Genomic DNA, 16,783 nt, shown 5'->3' on the forward strand with positions numbered 1-16,783 from the left:
ATATGCTGACACTTAAGGTAATTTCTCCTGAAAAAGTGGTTTTCACCGGCGAGGTGGAGAGCGTTACCGTGCCCGGAACCCTCGGCGCGTTTGAGATACTGGTGGACCATGCTCCGCTAATCTCTTCGCTTGAGTCTGGCGTGGTGACCTATCTCCCCAAAGGCGGCGAGAAGGCACAACTGAACATTATGGGCGGTTTTGTAGAAGTTCAGAAGAATGAGATTAGTCTGTGCGTAGAAGTATAATACTGAAATAGAATACAAATGGAAACTCAAAAGAACGAGATAGACATCCGCTACTGGAAGTACATACGCCAGGGAGTGACACTCATGGCAGTATTGTTCTTCCTGACCCTGGTACTCGCCATGAGCTATCCCTCGGTGACGCTGCCTCTCATCGTGAGTGCCGTCTATGCACTCTTTGTCGAGATAGGGGCGGTCACGGCGTGGCGCAAGGTGGCTACCGAGGCTCCCGACAGTCTGCCCTCCGTGTTTCTGGCCATTTCGGGTGGCCGCTTCATGCTGGCGCTGGTCGTGATGTTTGTCTACTTCCTCCTCGTCGGCAAGACCGGCAAGGGCGATATGCTCACCTTTGTCCTCATCTTTGCCGCATTCTATCTCAGCGCTGTTCTACACCACACGCTGTTCTTTACGCATAAGCATAACACAGATGCGGAAAAGAAACCGTAGATTACATTTTATATGATGAATATGAAACAGATTAGAACAATCATCCTCCTGCTGGCGCTTGTCATGCTCCCCCTGGCAACTATGGCCAATGAGGGGTGCAAGGAAGAAAAGCTGGATATCCCCGAGACCGTATTGGAGCACCTCTCTGATGCGTATGAATGGCACATAGCCAGTTACGAGGGGCGTTCGCTCAGTATTCCATTGCCCATCATCGTCAGAAGCGGCGCCACGGGTGAGTGGTTTGTTGGCACCGAGCACTCGCTGCCCGCGCCATTCTTCTTTGATGCCACCCATCATGGCAAGATTTATGAGAAGATGCCCGACGGGACCACCGAGCGCCCTCTGGATTTGAGCATTACCAAGGTGGTGCTGCAGATATGGATAGCCGTGGTTGTCCTGATAGTGATTTTCACCTGTTGCGCTCGTTGGTATCGTCGTCATGATACCCTCAGCGAGGCGCCGAAGGGATTTGTAGGGGCGATGGAGCTCATCGTGATGACCATACATGATGATGTGGTGAAGTCGTCGATAGGAGAAAAGGAGTACAAGCGCTTTGCGCCATATCTGCTCAGCGCCTTCTTCTTCATCCTGACCTGTAACCTCGTGGGACTGGTGCCCTTCTTCCCCGGCGGTGTCAACGTGACAGGCAATATCAATATCACCCTCTTCCTGGCGGTATGCACGATGCTGGCCATCAACCTCTTTGGCAACAAGGAGTATTGGAAAGACATATTGTGGCCCAATGTGCCAATCTTCCTGAAGGCCATTCCATTGATGCCTATCATCGAGATTTTCGGCGTCTTTACCAAGCCGTTTGCCCTGATGATTCGTCTCTTCGCCAACATGATGGCAGGTCACGCCGTGATACTCAGCTTCACCTGCGTGATATTCCTGGGATGGACAATGGGCGTGGGCTTCGGTATCGGACTTAACATCTTCAGCGTCCTGATGCTCCTCTTCATGAACTGTCTGGAGCTTCTGGTCGCCTTCGTACAGGCCTACGTCTTCACTCTGCTGAGCGCTGTCTTCATAGGGCTCGCCCACAAGGAAGAAGAGGCCGAATAGAACATGAATATATAATAATGTATAGAACAAGAGAATATTAACAAAACAATTAACAACTAATAAACATTACAACTATGATTATTTCAACTTTATTGGCCGAGGGTCTGGCACAGCTGGGCTGCGGTATTGGTGCTGGTATTTCAGTTATTGGTGCAGGAATTGGTATCGGTAAGATTGGCGGTCAGGCTATGGACGCTATCGCACGTCAGCCCGAGGCTTCAGGTAAGATTATGACCAACATGATTCTTACTTCTGCTTTCGTAGAGGGTTGTGCGCTTTTCGCCATTGCAGCCTGTGCGTTTCTTATCCACTAATAGAAAGGACAGAGTATAATGAATTTGCCATCAATACTGACGCCTGATTTAGGACTGCTGTTCTGGATGGCACTGGCGTTTCTGGTGGTGCTCGTATTCCTTGCCAAGTATGCGCTGCCGGCGATAGTTGGTTCGGTCGAAGGCCGTAAGCAATTTATCGACGACAGCCTGCGCAAGGCCCACGAGGCCACCGAGCGTCTGGAAAATGTCAGACAAGAAGGCGATGCCCTCCTGCAGGAAGCTCGCGCTAAGCAAGCCACTATCCTTCAGGAAGCCGGTGCTGCCCGTGACGCCATCGTCGAGAAGGCTCAGGGTCAGGCCCGCGAAGAGGGTGCTCGTCTACTCTCTGAGGCTCGTCTGCAGATAGAAAGCGAACGCCAGGGAGCCATGCGCGGCATACGTACACAGGTCGCCGAGCTCTCTGTAAAGATAGCCGAGAAGCTGCTGCGTGAAGAATTGTCTGACAATGCCAAACAGATGGAACTGATAGACCGCCTGTTGGACGATATTCCTCAAAATAAAGTAAACTGATAAAGCTATGGATTTAGGAGTGATATCTGTGAGATATGCCCGTGCGCTTCTCAAGAGTGCCACAGCGCTGAAAATCGAGGATAGCGTGTGCCAGGACATGATGTGCCTTGGTCGTAGCTATATCGAGGTTCCCCAGCTTCGCACGGCTATTGCCACCCCCATGCTCCAGCCTGAGAAGAAGGAACTGCTGCTCGTCACGGCAGCCGGCACCGAGCCCACCGAGCTTACCCGCCGCTTCCTCAAACTTGTGCTGAGAGAGGGCCGCGACAACGCTCTGCAGTTTATGGCTGCCTCTTATGTTACACTTTATCGTGAGCAGAAGAATATCACCTGTGGCAGGCTTATCACCGCTACTGCCGTGACTCCCGCTATCGAGGACAAGATGCGGCAGATGGTGGAAAGCAAGACTCGTGGAACTGTGGAATTCAATACTGAGGTCGACCCCGACATCATCGGTGGGTTCATACTCGAATATGACACCTATCGCATGGATGCCAGTGTGAAGACAGGACTCAGGAAGATTCTCGCAGAGTTAAAGTAATTATCTAAATTAACAGGTTGTCTGTCCCGGCGTCCATGCCGGCAGACAGCTCATTAAAACAAATCAACATGTCAGATAAAATAAAACCAAGTGAGGTGTCTGAGGTTCTGCTCCGCCAACTCAACGAGGTTACCAGCAACCAGCAGTTCGAAGAGGTAGGCACCGTGCTTACCGTCGGTGATGGTGTGGCCCGTATCTACGGTCTGCGTAATGCTGAGGCCAACGAGTTGCTTGAGTTTGAAAACGGTACTATGGCTATCGTGATGAACCTCGAGGAAGACAATGTCGGTTGTGTGCTTCTCGGTCCTACCGCCGGTATCAAGGAGGGACAGACAGTCAAGCGTACCCACCGTATTGCATCCATCCGTGTCAACGACAACTTCCTTGGACGTGTAGTCAATCCTTTGGGCCAGCCTATTGACGGTCTTGGAGAGATCGATCTCACCGAGTCGTTTGAGATGCCGCTTGACCGCAAGGCTCCCGGTGTTATCTACCGCCAGCCTGTAAAGGAACCGCTTCAGACCGGACTCAAGGCTGTCGACTCGATGATACCTATCGGCCGTGGCCAGCGTGAGCTTATCATCGGCGACCGTCAGACTGGAAAGACCGCCATCGCTGTCGATACCATTATCAACCAGCGTAGCTTCTACGAGGCTGGCAAACCCGTCTATTGCATCTATGTAGCCATCGGTCAGAAGGCCTCTACAGTAGCCGCATTGGTGCAGAACCTCAAGGAACATGGCGCGTTGCCTTATACCATCATCGTCAGCGCTACCGCCGCCGACCCTGCCGCCATGCAGTACTATGCTCCCTTTGCCGGAGCCGCCATCGGCGAGTACTTCCGCGACCGTGGCCATTCGGCTTTGGTAGTCTATGACGACCTCTCCAAGCAGGCCGTTGCCTATCGTGAGGTATCACTCATCCTCCGCCGTCCTTCCGGCCGCGAGGCTTACCCTGGTGATGTGTTCTATCTGCACTCTCGACTGCTCGAGCGTGCAGCCCGCATCAACAACCAGCAGGAGGTTGCCGAGAAGATGAACGACCTGCCCGAGTGTATGAAGGGCCATGTGCGTGGTGGAGGTTCACTTACCGCCCTGCCTATCATCGAGACCCAGGCCGGCGACGTTTCGGCATATATTCCTACCAACGTGATTTCCATCACCGACGGACAGATATATCTCGAGACCGACCTCTTCAACCAGGGTTTCCGTCCTGCCATCAATGTGGGTATCTCTGTATCCCGTGTGGGTGGTTCGGCACAGATCAAGAGTATGAAGAAGGTAGCCGGTACGCTGAAGATAGATATGGCGCAGTATCGTGAGCTCGAGGCATTCTCCAAGTTCTCGAGCGATATGGACGCTGTGACCGCCATGACCATCGACCGTGGACGCAAGAACAACCAGTTGCTCATCCAGCCCCAGTATTCACCGATGCCCGTGGGCGAGCAGGTGGCTATGCTCTACTGTGGTGTGCATGGTCTGCTCCACGACGTACCCGTAGAGAGTGTCCGCCAGTGTCAGGACCAGTTCCTCGACCAGCTGCGCTCTCAGCATCAGGATATTATCGATACCCTTGCCGAAGGTAAGATTGACGATACCATCACCCACACCATTGAAGAAGTGATGGCAGGCGTCGCCTCGTTGTATAAAGCATAATAGCGTATGGCTTCACTGAAAGAGATAAAGACCCGCATAGCCAGTGTCAATAGCACCCGTAAGATTACGAGTGCCATGAAGATGGTTGCGTCGTCCAAACTTCACCATGCTCAGGTTGCCATCCAGAATATGCTTCCCTACGAAAACCTTCTGGAGCATATCCTCAAGTCGTTCCTCGTTTCCACCCCCGAGGCCACAAGCCTCTTCGAGCAGCGACACAACGAGGTGAAGCGCGTGGCCCTCGTGGTCTATTCGAGCAACAGCTCTCTCTGCGGTGGCTTCAATGCCAACGTGCTCAAGGTGATGGAGCAGATAGTTGCCGAGTATCACGACCAGGGCATCACCGATATCGTGGTCTATCCCATAGGCCGAAAGGTGGCTGAGCGCGTGCAGAAGAGAGGGTGGACCTCGGCAGGCGACTTCGTGGCTCTTGCCGACAAGCCCAACGCCCGCGACTGTGCCCTCATCTCGCAGGAGCTTACCCGCAAGTATGCTGCCCACGAGATTGACAAGGTCGAATTGGTCTATCACCATTTCAAGAGCGCCGGTTCGCAGATTCTTACACGCCGTACGTTCCTGCCCATCGACCTCTCTACCGAGAAGATTGGTGTGATGAACGACCGCGACCTTACCTCCAATGTGGCCACAGCCAAGGCGCAGGAGTATCTGCGTAAGCGCGACAAGCAGCGTCAGCATGTAGTGACCGAGGCAAAGCCCCTCAACGACAACTTCCTGGTCGAGCCCAATCTGGAGTATGTTCTCCAGGCGCTGGTTCCCAAGTTGCTCAATCTGATGGTCTATACCGCCTTGCTCGACAGTATCGCCTCCGAGCATGCCGCCCGCATGGTGGCCATGCAGACGGCTACCGACAATGCCGACGAGCTGCTCCGCCAGTTGCGCCTGCAGTACAACAAGAGCCGACAGGCTGCCATTACCAGCGAACTTCTTGATATCGTAGGTGGGTCGGTCAACAACTAACCATCCACCACCGATATTCTGCAAACAATAAAGCGTGAGACCTTCCACCACCGTGGATAGCGTCTCACGCTTTTGGTTGATATGCCCCGTTGTCAACGCAGAGATGCAGCAACTTGCATCAACCTCAGTTCTCATGCCGCATAAGGTGTGAGAGACCTCTTTCCCCATCATCTTTGCATGCCCCGGCCTTCCCGTTAGCCTTTTTTTCCTGCACCAGGTAAAAATATACGGATGGCCGGGGCATTGTGTCTGATTTTTTTGTTAATTTTGTTGAGCCGTCCAGTGTTGCCATGAGGTTCGCAGCGCGCCTTACGCCTCCCGACGGTATCGCCACACCCCGTATGGTCACACCTTATTATATATAGTATGCAACAACTCATCTCCTTATACCGCCAGTGGCGCGGATCCGATCCCGCCCATGTAGAGCAGTTGGCTGGCGCCGGCAGCAATCGTGTCTACTATCGTTTTACCGATGCCGACGGGCTCACGGTGATAGGCGTTGTGGGCACCAGCCGCGACGAGAACCATGCCTTCATCAGCCTTACCCGCCATTTCTGCAACCGCCAGCTGCCCGTGCCTGCCATCCTGGCTGTGGCCGACGACGAGCTGCGCTATTTGCAGACCGACCTGGGCTCCACCTCCCTTTTTGACGCCCTTAGGGGCGGTCGCGAGGCTGGCGGACGCTACACCCAGGCCGAGCGCCAGCTCCTTGTGCGCACCATCCGCCAACTCCCCAACATCCAGTTGCGCGGTGCGCGCGGCCTTGATTGGTCGGTGTGCTATCCGCAGCCCGAGTTCAATGAAGAGAGTGTGCTCTTCGACCTCAATTACTTCAAGTACTGCTTCCTCAAAGCCACCGAGCTCGACTTTCATGAGCTCAAACTCGAAGCCTGCTTTCGTATGTTCGCCCGCGACCTTACCTCCGAGCCGTCCGAGAGTTTCCTCTACCGAGACTTTCAGGCACGCAACGTGATGCTCGATGACGATGGCAATCCTCATTTCATCGACTACCAGGGTGGCCGTCGTGGTCCCTACTATTATGACCTCGCCTCCTTCCTTTGGCAGGCATCGGCGCGCTATCCCGCCAAGCTCCGCCGCGAGCTGGTCTATGAGTATTACCAGTCGCTGAGCCAGTATACCGAGGTGCCGTCTGTGCGCCACTTTGCCGAGCGGCTCTCCCTCTTCGTGCTCTTCCGCACCCTCCAGGTGCTGGGAGCCTATGGCTTCCGCGGCTATTTTGAGCGCAAGCGCCACTTCATCGACAGCATCCCCCCAGCCATCGACAATCTGCGCGAGCTGCTGCGTGTGCGCCACCTCTTCCCCTATCCCTACATGATGGATATGCTCGAGCGGCTCACCCTCCTTCCTGCCTTCACGCGGATAGAGCAGGCGGCAGCCAACCGTGCCGACGGCTTCCGCACCGCCGACACCAATGTCTACGCAGCCCACCCGCAGGACGGCCCCGCCACCTTCTCCAAGTACGACGGCAAGGGCCCGCTCGTGGTGCGTGTCTTCAGCTTCTCTTATCGCAAGGGCATACCCGCCGACGATAGCGGCAATGGCGGCGGATATGTCTTCGACTGTCGCAGCACCCACAACCCCGGCCGTTATGAGCCTTACAAGAAACTTACAGGCCTCGACGAGCCCGTCATCCGTTTTCTCGAGGACGACGGCGAGATACTTACCTTCCTCGACAGCGTGTATCGGCTTGCCGATGCCCATGTAGAGCGCTATCTGCAGCGCGGCTTTACCGACCTCATGTTCAGTTTCGGATGCACCGGAGGCCAGCACCGCAGCGTCTACAGCGCCCAGCATCTGGCAGAGCATCTGCACGACAAGTTTGGCATCGAGGTGCGCATCTGCCACCGTGAGCAGGGCATCACCCAGATTCTCGCCCGCAAGTAGGCGACCCTCCCTCCTCCCTTGCCGATTATCCCCATACGCCTCGCTGCCACAGCGGGGCGTTTTTTGATTATGCCCTTTCTGCCCGCCTTCATCTACAACTTGAGTTCGGGGCGTGAATTATCCAGTTCGGGGTTTGCAACCCATAATGCAAGGCGTGAAATACTGAAATCACACCACGCAATATACATGGACGCCACCTCGGCAGACTTTCGCCAGATGCCCGACGGGATAGGGTAGACTGGGGCAGTGCCGACTATAGCCGGCAGCCCTCTCTGCCCTGCTGCGCCATGCGTCGTGGTGACGGCCCCATGGCAGAAAAAAAACTGCCCCGCCTTTGCTTTATATCCCAATTTTGTATAACTTTGCATTCGGTTGGCAGGAGGCACACGCTTGTGCCTCTTCGCCATTTTAATAGGACTAAAAGTAGTAGAAATGGAATATATGTCACAAGAGGGCTACGACAAACTGGTAGCCGAACTGCGCGAACTCGAACTTGTCAAACTGCCAGAGGTGCGCGAGGCCATCGCTGAGGCGCGCGACAAGGGCGACCTGAGTGAAAACTTTGAGTATCATGCCGCCAAGCGCGAGCAGGGTCGTCTGCTCGGCCGCATCCGTTTCAAGCGTCGCGTCCTCGAGAATGCCCGCGTCATCGACCGGTCTGCCATCCGCCACACGGGTATCGGACTGCTCAGCGTGGTCACGCTTACCAATGTGGCCAACGGTGCCCACATGACCTACGCCATCGTTAGTCCCCACGAAGCCAACATGAGAGAAGGCAAAATTTCGCTCAAGTCGCCTATCGCCCAAGCCCTGCTCAACCACCAGGCCGGCGACACGGTCGATGTGAGCGTGCCTGCCGGCAAGATTACCTTGCGTATCGACGAGGTGACCCTGTAGCCGCCGCTGCTTGGTGCTGATAACCATGCAGCCTTCGGCGCTGCGCCGCTCCTGCCCGGCGGTCGGAAAAATGGTGGTGGCGGGGCAAATAATTCTATCTTTCTTCTTCTTTTCCCAGATTTTGGCGTAACTTTGCACCATGATGCAAGCAATGATTTTTGCCGCCGGACTGGGTACGCGCCTCAAACCATTGACCGACACCATGCCCAAGGCGCTGGTCGAGGTGGGAGGCGAGCCGCTCATCAAGCGTGTCATCCTGAGGCTCAAGGAGGCCGGGTTCACCCGCGTGGTCGTCAATGTGCACCATTTCGCCGACCAGATTGTAGACTATCTCGCCGCCCAGCAGGGCTTCGGTATCGACGTGCGCATCAGCGACGAGCGCAGCCAGCTGCTCGAAACCGGCGGTGGCATCAAGCATGCCGCATCTCTCTTCGACACCACTTCCCCCATTCTTATTCACAACGTAGACATACTGAGCAATGTCGACTTGCGCCGTTTCTACGACAGCGCCCAGGGCGATGCCACGCTGCTGGTAAGCCCCCGGCAGACCAAGCGCTATCTGCTCTTCGACGCTGCCCGCGATTGCCGGCTCATGGGGTGGACCAATATAGACACCCACGAGGTGCGCTCGCCCTATGCCCACCTGCAGGTCGATGCCTGCGAGCCCTACGCTTTCTCGGGCATCCATGTCTTCAGTCCGCACCTCTTCCCCCATTTCGACGAGATGCCCGACAGGTTTGGCATCATCGATTTCTATCTGCGCTATTGTGAGCGTTGCTCCATACACGGATACGTGAAGCGCGACCTCAGGCTGATGGATGTGGGCAAGATGGAAACCATAGCCCAGGCCGAAGAGTTTCTTAAGACACTATAAACCACAATAATATTCAGTACAATGCAACAGAAGATAGTAATTCTCGATTTCGGTTCACAGACCACGCAGCTTATCGGCCGCCGTGTGCGTGAGCTCGACACCTTCTGCGAGATACTGCCTTACAACAAGTTCCCTAAGGACGACCCCTCTGTCATCGGTGTCATCCTGAGCGGTTCGCCCTATTCGGTGCACGACCCCGAGGCTTTCCAGGTTGACCTGAGCCAGTTCATAGGTCGTCTGCCCGTGCTTGGCATCTGCTACGGAGCCCAGTTCATCTCCCATACTCTGGGTGGTAAGGTAGAGAAGGCCGACTCGCGTGAGTATGGCCGCGCCCATCTGCAGACAGTAGATACCCACAATGCCCTCTTCAAGGGCTTTGAGCAGAACTCACAGGTATGGATGAGCCATGGCGACACCATCACTGCCATCCCCGAAGGCTTTGAGGTGATAGCCTCGACCGCCGATGTCAAGTATGCTGCCTATGCCAGCACCAAGCAGCCTGTCTGGGCTGTGCAGTTCCATCCCGAGGTGTTCCACTCGGTACAGGGAACGCAGTTGCTGCGCAACTTCGTGGTAGACATCTGCGGCTCACGTCAGGACTGGAGCGCCGCCTCGTTTGTAGATACCACCGTGGCTGAGCTCAAGCGCCAGCTGGGCGAAGACCGCGTCATCCTGGGTCTCTCCGGCGGTGTCGACTCGTCGGTGGCAGCCATGCTGTTGCACCGCGCCATCGGTCACAACCTCACCTGTATCTTCGTAGACCACGGCATGCTGCGCAAGAACGAGTTCATCGATGTGATGAATGACTACAAGTGTCTCGGTCTCAACGTGGTGGGCGTCGACGCCAGCGACAAGTTCTTTGCCGACCTTGCCGGCGTGACCGACCCCGAGCAGAAGCGCAAGATTATAGGCCGTGATTTCGTCGAGGTCTTCAATGCCGAGGCCAAGAAGATAGAAGGCGCCAAGTGGCTGGCTCAGGGAACCATCTATCCCGACCGTATCGAGAGTCTCAATATTACCGGCAAGGTCATCAAGAGCCACCACAATGTGGGTGGACTGCCCAAGGAGATGCATCTGCAGCTCTGCGAGCCTCTGCAGTGGCTGTTCAAGGACGAGGTGCGCCGTGTGGGCCGCCAGTTGGGTATGCCCGAGCATCTCATCACCCGTCATCCCTTCCCTGGACCGGGTCTGGCTGTGCGCATCCTTGGCGATATCACCCGCGAGAAGGTGCGCATCCTGCAGGACGCCGATGATATCTACATCCGCGGTCTGCGCGAGTACAAGGTTCGTCTCTCCGGCGAGGAGGCACGCAAGGTGCTGGCTGCCGGAGTGCCCGCCCAGATGACCGACGGCGAAATCGAGGTGTCGCTCTACGACCAGATTTGGCAGGCAGGCACCGTGCTGCTCTCTACCGTGCGCAGCGTGGGAGTGATGGGCGACGAGCGCACCTATGAGCACCCTGTGGCTCTGCGCGCAGTGACCTCTACCGACGCCATGACTGCCGACTGGGCTCATCTGCCTTACGACTTCATGGCTCGCGTGAGCAACGAGATTATCAACAAGGTGAGAGGTGTCAACCGCGTCTGCTACGACATCTCGTCCAAACCACCTTCGACCATCGAGTGGGAGTAAGCTCACCACTCACGTATCGCTATAGGGAAGCCCTACTGCTTATGGGCAGGGCTTCCTTTATCTACAAACCTTCAAAGACCTGTTGACAGACAAATGCAAAAGACCATTATCCTTACAGCGATACTGCTCCTGTTGCCCCTGATGGCGATGCGGGCGCAGAACCGTACGTTCATGCTCATGGAGCAGAACCCTGAGTATGGCCAGCAGTACTGGTTCTCCAGTGGTGTGGGCAATGAGTTGGACTGTGACAAGATTAAGCAGCACTGGAACAATGACCGCTATATCACCGCAGTGGCCTATACCGAGAACGGATGGTCGGTGGCCATGAGCAAGGACTCCAAATTCAGCAATCAGTCTTACAAGTATTCGGGTGATTTCCCCCGTGACTGGATCAAGGAAAAGTGGGACGCTGGCTACTATATTACTGCCATCACTTGTAATCAGAGTAAGTGGTTTGTGGTAATGTCTAAGTACCAGGGTTACACCGATCAGAGCTATAAGCATGCCACGCTGAGCGAACTCAAGACCTGGTATGACCAGAAGCGTAGCGCGGGCTACTTTCTTACCCAGGCCACTTACAGCTCGGGCAAATGGTGGTGGGTAGTAACCCGTGGCACCAATATAGAGACTCAGGGCTATACTTGGGCTACCGACGGCGATGTGGGCAGCGAGGTGAAAAAGATTTGGAACAAGGGTTATCGCTTGCATTTGGTCGAATATGGCGGTGGACAGTATCTCCTGGCTTATGGCAAACTGAAAGGGCGTACTCCGCAGCAGTCATATAACATAGATTGTAACGGCGTGACGGCTTGGCTTAGCAAGAACTGGGATAATGGCATGAAGCTACACTATATAGGTGGTGGCAACCCGGAGAGCCAACCGTCTAACAATGTTGCTTCTAACCAGAGTAACAATGGCTACTCTACCACCTATCAGCCTGGTAACAACAGCTGGCGCGAGGAACTGCCTGGCGGTGGCTTTAGGCAGAACACCCGTCAGGCCGATGGCTCTATTATCTCTATTACATCTACTCCCTGTTTGTGGTGTCATGGCACCAAGGTATGTGGTATCTGTCATGGGCTCGGTGGAACTTACGGCCGTGCCTATGGTGGCATGTGGTATCCCTGTAAGAGTTGTGCCGGAAGCAAGGTGTGTCAGAATTGTCATGGTCAGGGGTATAGTACCTTTACCAGTACGGTCTATCCAGATGGCAGTGGGGTAGGGTACGACCAGAACGGGCGTGTCACCGTGACCGACGGGCGTGGTGGGGGCAGCGGAGGCAGTCGTTCGTCATCGCGCGACAACGGGCGCAGCAGCAACCGCCGTGGTACCTGTCCCAAGTGTGGTGGCACGGGCTACGACCCTGTTGCCCATCAGTACGCAGCTGGTTCGAGTATGGCCCCTTATCACAATTCGGGCGGCACTACCTGCTATATCTGCAGCCGAGCTACCGACCATTACCATTATCGCTGCCTGGAGTGTAAGCGACATTAAGGCGCCCTTCGATATTATAAGCGACAAGTGGATGGCGAACAGTCAGTGTCAATAGGCTGACTGTTCGCCATTTGTTTTTTGTGGATAGCTTCAACTGGATGGCGCGAGGGAGTGGGCTGCCCCATCATTTGAGGCGCGTGGTTATCTTTGTAGCGACAGGGGTTGTATCTCCAGATGCTTGTCGGGGCGTATGTAGATGTTGCGCACCAGCCATGTATGCTTCATCTCGGCGTCGTCCATCCATACGTAGGTGGTGGTGAGCGGGGCGGCTACCATCAACCGGTTGGTGGCGGGGTCGGCAAAGCGGTAGGGGATGTCGCTTACGTTCTTCAGCGCCACCTCTATCTTGCCCTTGCGCGTGCGTCCGGTCTTCTCGGCGGTCACCGATGCGCGCAGCAGTGGCTCGACATACTCCTTGCGGCCGGCGAGCGTATTGTCGGAGTAGGCCACCGAGCGGCGGGCGAAGAGCGCTTCGCGGATGGCAGCCACGCTGTTGTCGCGGGCAAAGATGAGCGTCATGGGGCGATGGGCGCGCTTCAGGTCGAAACGCCAGGCGATGGGCCAGTGGCAGTCGGTGGCGCCGATGGGCGTCAGGTTGTAGTCGTAGACATAATCGATGGCGCGCGGGTAGAACTCGAAGTCGTTGAAGATTTCTACGCCATGTACGCGTCCCTTCTTGATTTGTCCGATGAGCCACTGCGAGAACTCGCTGTCCTTGTCGGGCCATCCCGGGTGGTTGGCGGTCACCCACACGCTGTCGGCCTGAGCCACTGCCAGCACACTGTCGGCCTGGTGTGCGGTCACGTCGTCGGTGCGGGGGAAGTAGCGGTTGTTGTCGGTGGTAAACAGGAGGTTGATGTGCCCCACGTCCTTGAAGTTGGCCCTCCACGCCATGCTCGTGAGCTCGGCGCCGCGTATCAGCGTGATGCCTCTGTCCTCGGCGTCCTTCACCGCCTGCAGATGGGAAATGTTGCCGTCTGGGTTCTTATTGTATCGCGGCATGGGCTGATGGTCTGTGAGCGCTATAGCGTCCAATCCCTCCTGATAGGCTTCCCAAACTCGGAAGTAGGGAGCCACTCCACCGTCGCTCTGATGCGTGTGCAGGTGCAGGTCGGCCTTGATGGTACGGTAACCGAGTATGTCGGGAATGTGGATGGTACCTCGCTCGTGCGGATTGAGGTATCCCTGGAACGTGCGGTACTGGATAGTGTCTGTCTGGGCTATGCCCGGCAGTGTGGCAGCCATCGCGGCAGCCAGCAAAATCATTTTTTTCATGACATGTAAAAGGTTAAATGAATTATAGGTAAATGGCGGCTCCATCAGTACATGAGCTGCCTATGCCTGTTGGTGGATTAGTGTCTATTTCTTGTCCTTGAGCAAGTCGCGGATTTCGGTAAGCAGTTTCTCTTCGGCAGATGGCGCTGGCGGAGTGGCTGGCTTTGCAGGCTCTTCGGCCTTCTTGCGTGCCAGGTGGTTGATGCCCTTGACTATCATGAATATACACAGTGCGATGATGACAAAGTCGAAGGTGGTTTGGATGAAGTTGCCATAGTTGATGGTGGCTGGCTCGAGCTGCTCTATGCCCAAGTCCATGGTGGGCAGCGTCACCTTGAGGTCGGAGAAGTTTACGCCGCCTATAAGCCAACCTATTGGAGGCATAATGATATCATTGACGAGCGAAGATACGATTTTGCCGAATGCGCCGCCGATGATAACACCGACAGCCATATCTACGGCATTTCCCTTGACGGCAAACTCCTTGAATTCGTTGATAAATTTACTCATAATGTTGCTCTTATTATTAATAATGTGTATGATAACACTTGAATTTTGCAAAGTCGAGTTGTCAGTATTGCCCTCCACGGTTCCCAGCCTTATGAAAATCTCGGGCAAGATGCTTTTTTTAATTTATTTAATACTCGTTTCGACTGCAAATATAGGAAATAATTTGTACCTTTGCGCCTGTAATAAAGAAAATTTGCATCAGAGCAATAAAATATTTACATAACCCTTTTAATTAAGTAAAAGTAAAATGACTAAAATTGGTATTAACGGATTTGGCCGTATCGGTCGTTTCGTATTCCGCGCAGCTCAGACTCGCGATGACATCCAGGTTGTAGGTATCAATGACCTCTGCCCCGTAGACTACTTGGCTTACATGCTCAAGTATGACACTATGCACGGTGCGTTCAAGGGCACAATCGAGGCTGATGTTGAGAACAGCCTTCTGATCGTAAACGGTCAGAAGATTCGCGTTACCGCTGAGCGCAACCCCGCTGACCTGAAGTGGAACGAGGTTGAGGCTGAGTACGTAGTTGAGTCAACTGGTCTCTTCCTGACTCAGGAGAAGGCTCAGGCTCACATCCAGGCTGGTGCTAAGTACGTTGTTATGTCAGCTCCTTCAAAGGACGCTACTCCAATGTTCGTATGCGGTGTAAACTTCGACAAGTACGTTAAGGGTACTCAGTTCGTATCTAACGCTTCTTGTACAACTAACTGTCTCGCTCCTATCGCTAAGGTTCTGAACGACAAGTTCGGCATCACCGATGGTCTGATGACAACTGTACACTCTACAACTGCTACACAGAAGACTGTTGACGGTCCTTCTATGAAGGATTGGCGCGGTGGTCGTGCTGCTTCTGGCAACATCATCCCCTCTTCTACAGGTGCTGCTAAGGCTGTAGGTAAGGTTATTCCTGAGCTCAACGGCAAGCTGACCGGTATGTCTATGCGTGTTCCTACTCTCGACGTATCAGTAGTTGACCTGACTGTAAACCTCGCTAAGCCCGCTACATACGCAGAGATTTGCGCTGCAATGAAGGAGGCTTCTGAGGGTGAACTGAAGGGTGTTCTGGGTTACACAGAGGACGCTGTAGTATCTTCTGACTTCCTCGGTGATACTCGTACTTCTATCTTCGACGCCAAGGCTGGTATCGCTCTTACCGATACATTCGTAAAGGTTGTATCTTGGTATGACAACGAGATCGGTTACTCTAACAAGGTGCTCGAGCTCATCGCTCACATGAAGAAGGTTAACGGTTAATTGATAATCGTAGACATAAGTACAGGCCGTCCAGCATTGCTGGACGGCTTTTTTTATACCCTTGTGTGAGCCCAGGGGCATCTCGGTGGTAAAAATCAGGGCGATTTATTTTGTATTTTTATTGGTTTGCATTACCTTTGTAGCAGATAGACAGCCCTTTGGCCTTGATGAGAGGTGTAGTGTAAGCAGGGCGAAGCTGTCGCAGAAAGAAGCAAATGCAGAAGATGATTACCATATTGGGTCCTACGGCGTCGGGCAAAACCAGTCTGGCTGCCGCCCTTGCCGCGCGTATCGATGCCGAGATTATCAGTGCCGACTCGCGTCAGGTGTATCGTGGCATGACCATCGGCACGGGCAAAGACCTCGACGACTACCGTCAGGGCGACCGCGTGATACCTTACCACCTGATAGATATTTGTGAACCCGGTACCAAGTATAACCTCTTCCAGTATCAGCAGGACTTCCACCTTATTTATAATAATATAGTGGCGCGCGGGGTGCGTCCTATTCTCTGCGGAGGTACGGGTCTCTATATTGAGAGTGTGCTCAAGGGTTACGCCCTGTCGCCCGTGCCACAAAACCAGGCATTGCGTGATGAGCTGGCAGACAAGTCGCTCGCCGAACTCACCGAAATGCTTGAAGACCTGAAGCATCGCAACCATTCGGTGATGCACAACCGGACTGATGTGGACACCGCGCAGCGCGCCATACGCGCCATAGAGATAGAGACCTATAATCTCGAGCACCCCACAGACAACCGCACGCTGCCACCCATAGACTCGGTCATCATCGGAGTGGACATCAATCGCGAGGAGCGTCGCCGCAAGATAACGCAGCGCCTCAAGCAGCGTCTCGAAGAGGGTATGGTCGACGAGATACGCCAGTTGCTCGACCGTGGAATCGCCCCCGAGAATCTTATCTACTATGGTCTGGAATACAAGTTCGTCACCGAGTATGTCATCGGCAAAACCAGTTACGAGGAGATGTTCCGCCAGCTGGAGATAGCCATCCACCAGTTTGCCAAGCGGCAGATGACATGGTTCAGAGGTATGGAGCGCCGCGGCTTTACCATCCACTGGATAGATGCCCTTGACCCCATGGACAGCAAGGTGGCACAGATTATGGACATAGCACATATACAGCCCTAATATAAATAATGTAGAGA

The 16,783-nt window shown here is 54.4% G+C and carries 17 protein-coding genes; 15 read left to right on the forward strand and 2 right to left on the reverse strand.

The features are described from left to right. The first annotated feature begins 2 nt into the window (after positions 1-2). From atpC to CIK87_RS02330, 13 genes are all read left to right on the forward strand, one after another. A complete protein-coding gene (gene atpC / locus CIK87_RS02265; RefSeq protein ID WP_022311580.1) occupies positions 3-245 on the forward strand; it encodes an ATP synthase F1 subunit epsilon in 243 nt (80 codons plus the stop codon). A gap of 18 nt (positions 246-263) precedes the next feature. After that, positions 264-689: a hypothetical protein gene (locus CIK87_RS02270; protein ID WP_022311579.1), complete on the forward strand. Its 426-nt coding sequence runs from the start codon at positions 264-266 to the stop codon at positions 687-689. A 21-nt stretch (positions 690-710) separates the two neighbouring features. Then, positions 711-1,754: a F0F1 ATP synthase subunit A gene (gene atpB / locus CIK87_RS02275; RefSeq protein WP_094385180.1), complete on the forward strand. Its 1,044-nt coding sequence runs from the start codon at positions 711-713 to the stop codon at positions 1,752-1,754. Positions 1,755-1,828: 74 nt separating this feature from the next. Further along, on the forward strand, positions 1,829-2,068 hold the full coding sequence (locus tag CIK87_RS02280; protein ID WP_022311577.1) for an ATP synthase F0 subunit C: 240 nt from the start codon (positions 1,829-1,831) through the stop codon (positions 2,066-2,068). Positions 2,069-2,083: 15 nt separating this feature from the next. Further along, on the forward strand, positions 2,084-2,599 hold the full coding sequence (gene atpF / locus CIK87_RS02285; RefSeq protein WP_094385096.1) for a F0F1 ATP synthase subunit B: 516 nt from the start codon (positions 2,084-2,086) through the stop codon (positions 2,597-2,599). Positions 2,600-2,606: 7 nt separating this feature from the next. Further along, positions 2,607-3,140, forward strand: a complete 534-nt coding sequence (locus tag CIK87_RS02290; protein ID WP_022311575.1) for a F0F1 ATP synthase subunit delta — start codon at positions 2,607-2,609, stop codon at positions 3,138-3,140. A 68-nt stretch (positions 3,141-3,208) separates the two neighbouring features. Next, the gene (gene atpA / locus CIK87_RS02295) at positions 3,209-4,795 is read left to right on the forward strand and encodes a F0F1 ATP synthase subunit alpha (RefSeq protein WP_094385098.1); all 1,587 of its coding nucleotides are present in this window, start codon (positions 3,209-3,211) and stop codon (positions 4,793-4,795) included. A gap of 6 nt (positions 4,796-4,801) precedes the next feature. After that, positions 4,802-5,773, forward strand: a complete 972-nt coding sequence (locus tag CIK87_RS02300; RefSeq protein WP_022311573.1) for a F0F1 ATP synthase subunit gamma — start codon at positions 4,802-4,804, stop codon at positions 5,771-5,773. Positions 5,774-6,139: 366 nt separating this feature from the next. Then, positions 6,140-7,678, forward strand: coding sequence for a phosphotransferase (locus tag CIK87_RS02305; protein ID WP_094385100.1), 1,539 nt, complete (start codon positions 6,140-6,142; stop codon positions 7,676-7,678). 432 nt (positions 7,679-8,110) lie between these two features. Then, complete coding sequence (greA, locus tag CIK87_RS02315) at positions 8,111-8,575, forward strand: transcription elongation factor GreA (RefSeq protein WP_094385104.1); 465 nt, start codon at positions 8,111-8,113, stop codon at positions 8,573-8,575. A 139-nt stretch (positions 8,576-8,714) separates the two neighbouring features. Continuing rightward, positions 8,715-9,449: a nucleotidyltransferase family protein gene (locus CIK87_RS02320; protein WP_094385106.1), complete on the forward strand. Its 735-nt coding sequence runs from the start codon at positions 8,715-8,717 to the stop codon at positions 9,447-9,449. Between the two features lie 21 nt (positions 9,450-9,470). Next, entirely contained in the window at positions 9,471-11,081 is a 1,611-nt protein-coding gene (gene guaA, locus CIK87_RS02325; RefSeq protein ID WP_094385108.1) for a glutamine-hydrolyzing GMP synthase, read from the forward strand. Positions 11,082-11,174: 93 nt separating this feature from the next. Next, a complete protein-coding gene (locus tag CIK87_RS02330; protein ID WP_094385110.1) occupies positions 11,175-12,575 on the forward strand; it encodes a hypothetical protein in 1,401 nt (466 codons plus the stop codon). Between the two features lie 141 nt (positions 12,576-12,716). On the opposite strand, the gene CIK87_RS02335 is transcribed toward CIK87_RS02330, so the two are convergent. After that, positions 12,717-13,850, reverse strand: coding sequence for an Sb-PDE family phosphodiesterase (locus CIK87_RS02335; protein WP_158216179.1), 1,134 nt, complete (start codon positions 13,848-13,850; stop codon positions 12,717-12,719). A gap of 84 nt (positions 13,851-13,934) precedes the next feature. Further along, positions 13,935-14,360 (reverse strand): large-conductance mechanosensitive channel protein MscL, encoded by a 426-nt coding sequence (gene mscL / locus CIK87_RS02340; protein WP_022311565.1) that lies wholly within the window; start codon positions 14,358-14,360, stop codon positions 13,935-13,937. A gap of 247 nt (positions 14,361-14,607) precedes the next feature. Between mscL and gap the strand changes: the two genes are divergently transcribed. Both gap and miaA read left to right on the forward strand, forming a co-directional pair. Beyond that, entirely contained in the window at positions 14,608-15,618 is a 1,011-nt protein-coding gene (gene gap / locus CIK87_RS02350; RefSeq protein WP_094385116.1) for a type I glyceraldehyde-3-phosphate dehydrogenase, read from the forward strand. A 224-nt stretch (positions 15,619-15,842) separates the two neighbouring features. Next, the gene (gene miaA / locus CIK87_RS02355; protein ID WP_094385182.1) at positions 15,843-16,766 is read left to right on the forward strand and encodes a tRNA (adenosine(37)-N6)-dimethylallyltransferase MiaA; all 924 of its coding nucleotides are present in this window, start codon (positions 15,843-15,845) and stop codon (positions 16,764-16,766) included. The last annotated feature ends 17 nt before the right edge of the window (positions 16,767-16,783 follow it).

Origin of the sequence: Prevotella sp. P5-64 (assembly GCF_002251285.1) — a bacterium.
In the GTDB taxonomy this organism is placed as follows: domain Bacteria; phylum Bacteroidota; class Bacteroidia; order Bacteroidales; family Bacteroidaceae; genus Prevotella.

Excerpts from the sequence above, each read along its gene's own strand:
- atpC (WP_022311580.1), top strand. The coding sequence starts at position 3 with ATGCTGACACTTAAGGTAATTTCTCCTGAAAAAGTGGTTTTCACCGGC.
- CIK87_RS02270 (WP_022311579.1), top strand. The coding sequence starts at position 264 with ATGGAAACTCAAAAGAACGAGATAGACATCCGCTACTGGAAGTACATA.
- atpB (WP_094385180.1), top strand. The coding sequence starts at position 711 with ATGAAACAGATTAGAACAATCATCCTCCTGCTGGCGCTTGTCATGCTC.
- CIK87_RS02280 (WP_022311577.1), top strand. The coding sequence starts at position 1,829 with ATGATTATTTCAACTTTATTGGCCGAGGGTCTGGCACAGCTGGGCTGC.
- CIK87_RS02290 (WP_022311575.1), top strand. The coding sequence starts at position 2,607 with ATGGATTTAGGAGTGATATCTGTGAGATATGCCCGTGCGCTTCTCAAG.
- atpA (WP_094385098.1), top strand. The coding sequence starts at position 3,209 with ATGTCAGATAAAATAAAACCAAGTGAGGTGTCTGAGGTTCTGCTCCGC.
- CIK87_RS02300 (WP_022311573.1), top strand. The coding sequence starts at position 4,802 with ATGGCTTCACTGAAAGAGATAAAGACCCGCATAGCCAGTGTCAATAGC.
- CIK87_RS02305 (WP_094385100.1), top strand. The coding sequence starts at position 6,140 with ATGCAACAACTCATCTCCTTATACCGCCAGTGGCGCGGATCCGATCCC.
- greA (WP_094385104.1), top strand. The coding sequence starts at position 8,111 with ATGGAATATATGTCACAAGAGGGCTACGACAAACTGGTAGCCGAACTG.
- CIK87_RS02320 (WP_094385106.1), top strand. The coding sequence starts at position 8,715 with ATGATGCAAGCAATGATTTTTGCCGCCGGACTGGGTACGCGCCTCAAA.
- guaA (WP_094385108.1), top strand. The coding sequence starts at position 9,471 with ATGCAACAGAAGATAGTAATTCTCGATTTCGGTTCACAGACCACGCAG.
- CIK87_RS02330 (WP_094385110.1), top strand. The coding sequence starts at position 11,175 with ATGCAAAAGACCATTATCCTTACAGCGATACTGCTCCTGTTGCCCCTG.
- CIK87_RS02335 (WP_158216179.1), bottom strand. The coding sequence starts at position 13,850 with ATGAAAAAAATGATTTTGCTGGCTGCCGCGATGGCTGCCACACTGCCG.
- mscL (WP_022311565.1), bottom strand. The coding sequence starts at position 14,360 with ATGAGTAAATTTATCAACGAATTCAAGGAGTTTGCCGTCAAGGGAAAT.
- gap (WP_094385116.1), top strand. The coding sequence starts at position 14,608 with ATGACTAAAATTGGTATTAACGGATTTGGCCGTATCGGTCGTTTCGTA.
- miaA (WP_094385182.1), top strand. The coding sequence starts at position 15,843 with ATGATTACCATATTGGGTCCTACGGCGTCGGGCAAAACCAGTCTGGCT.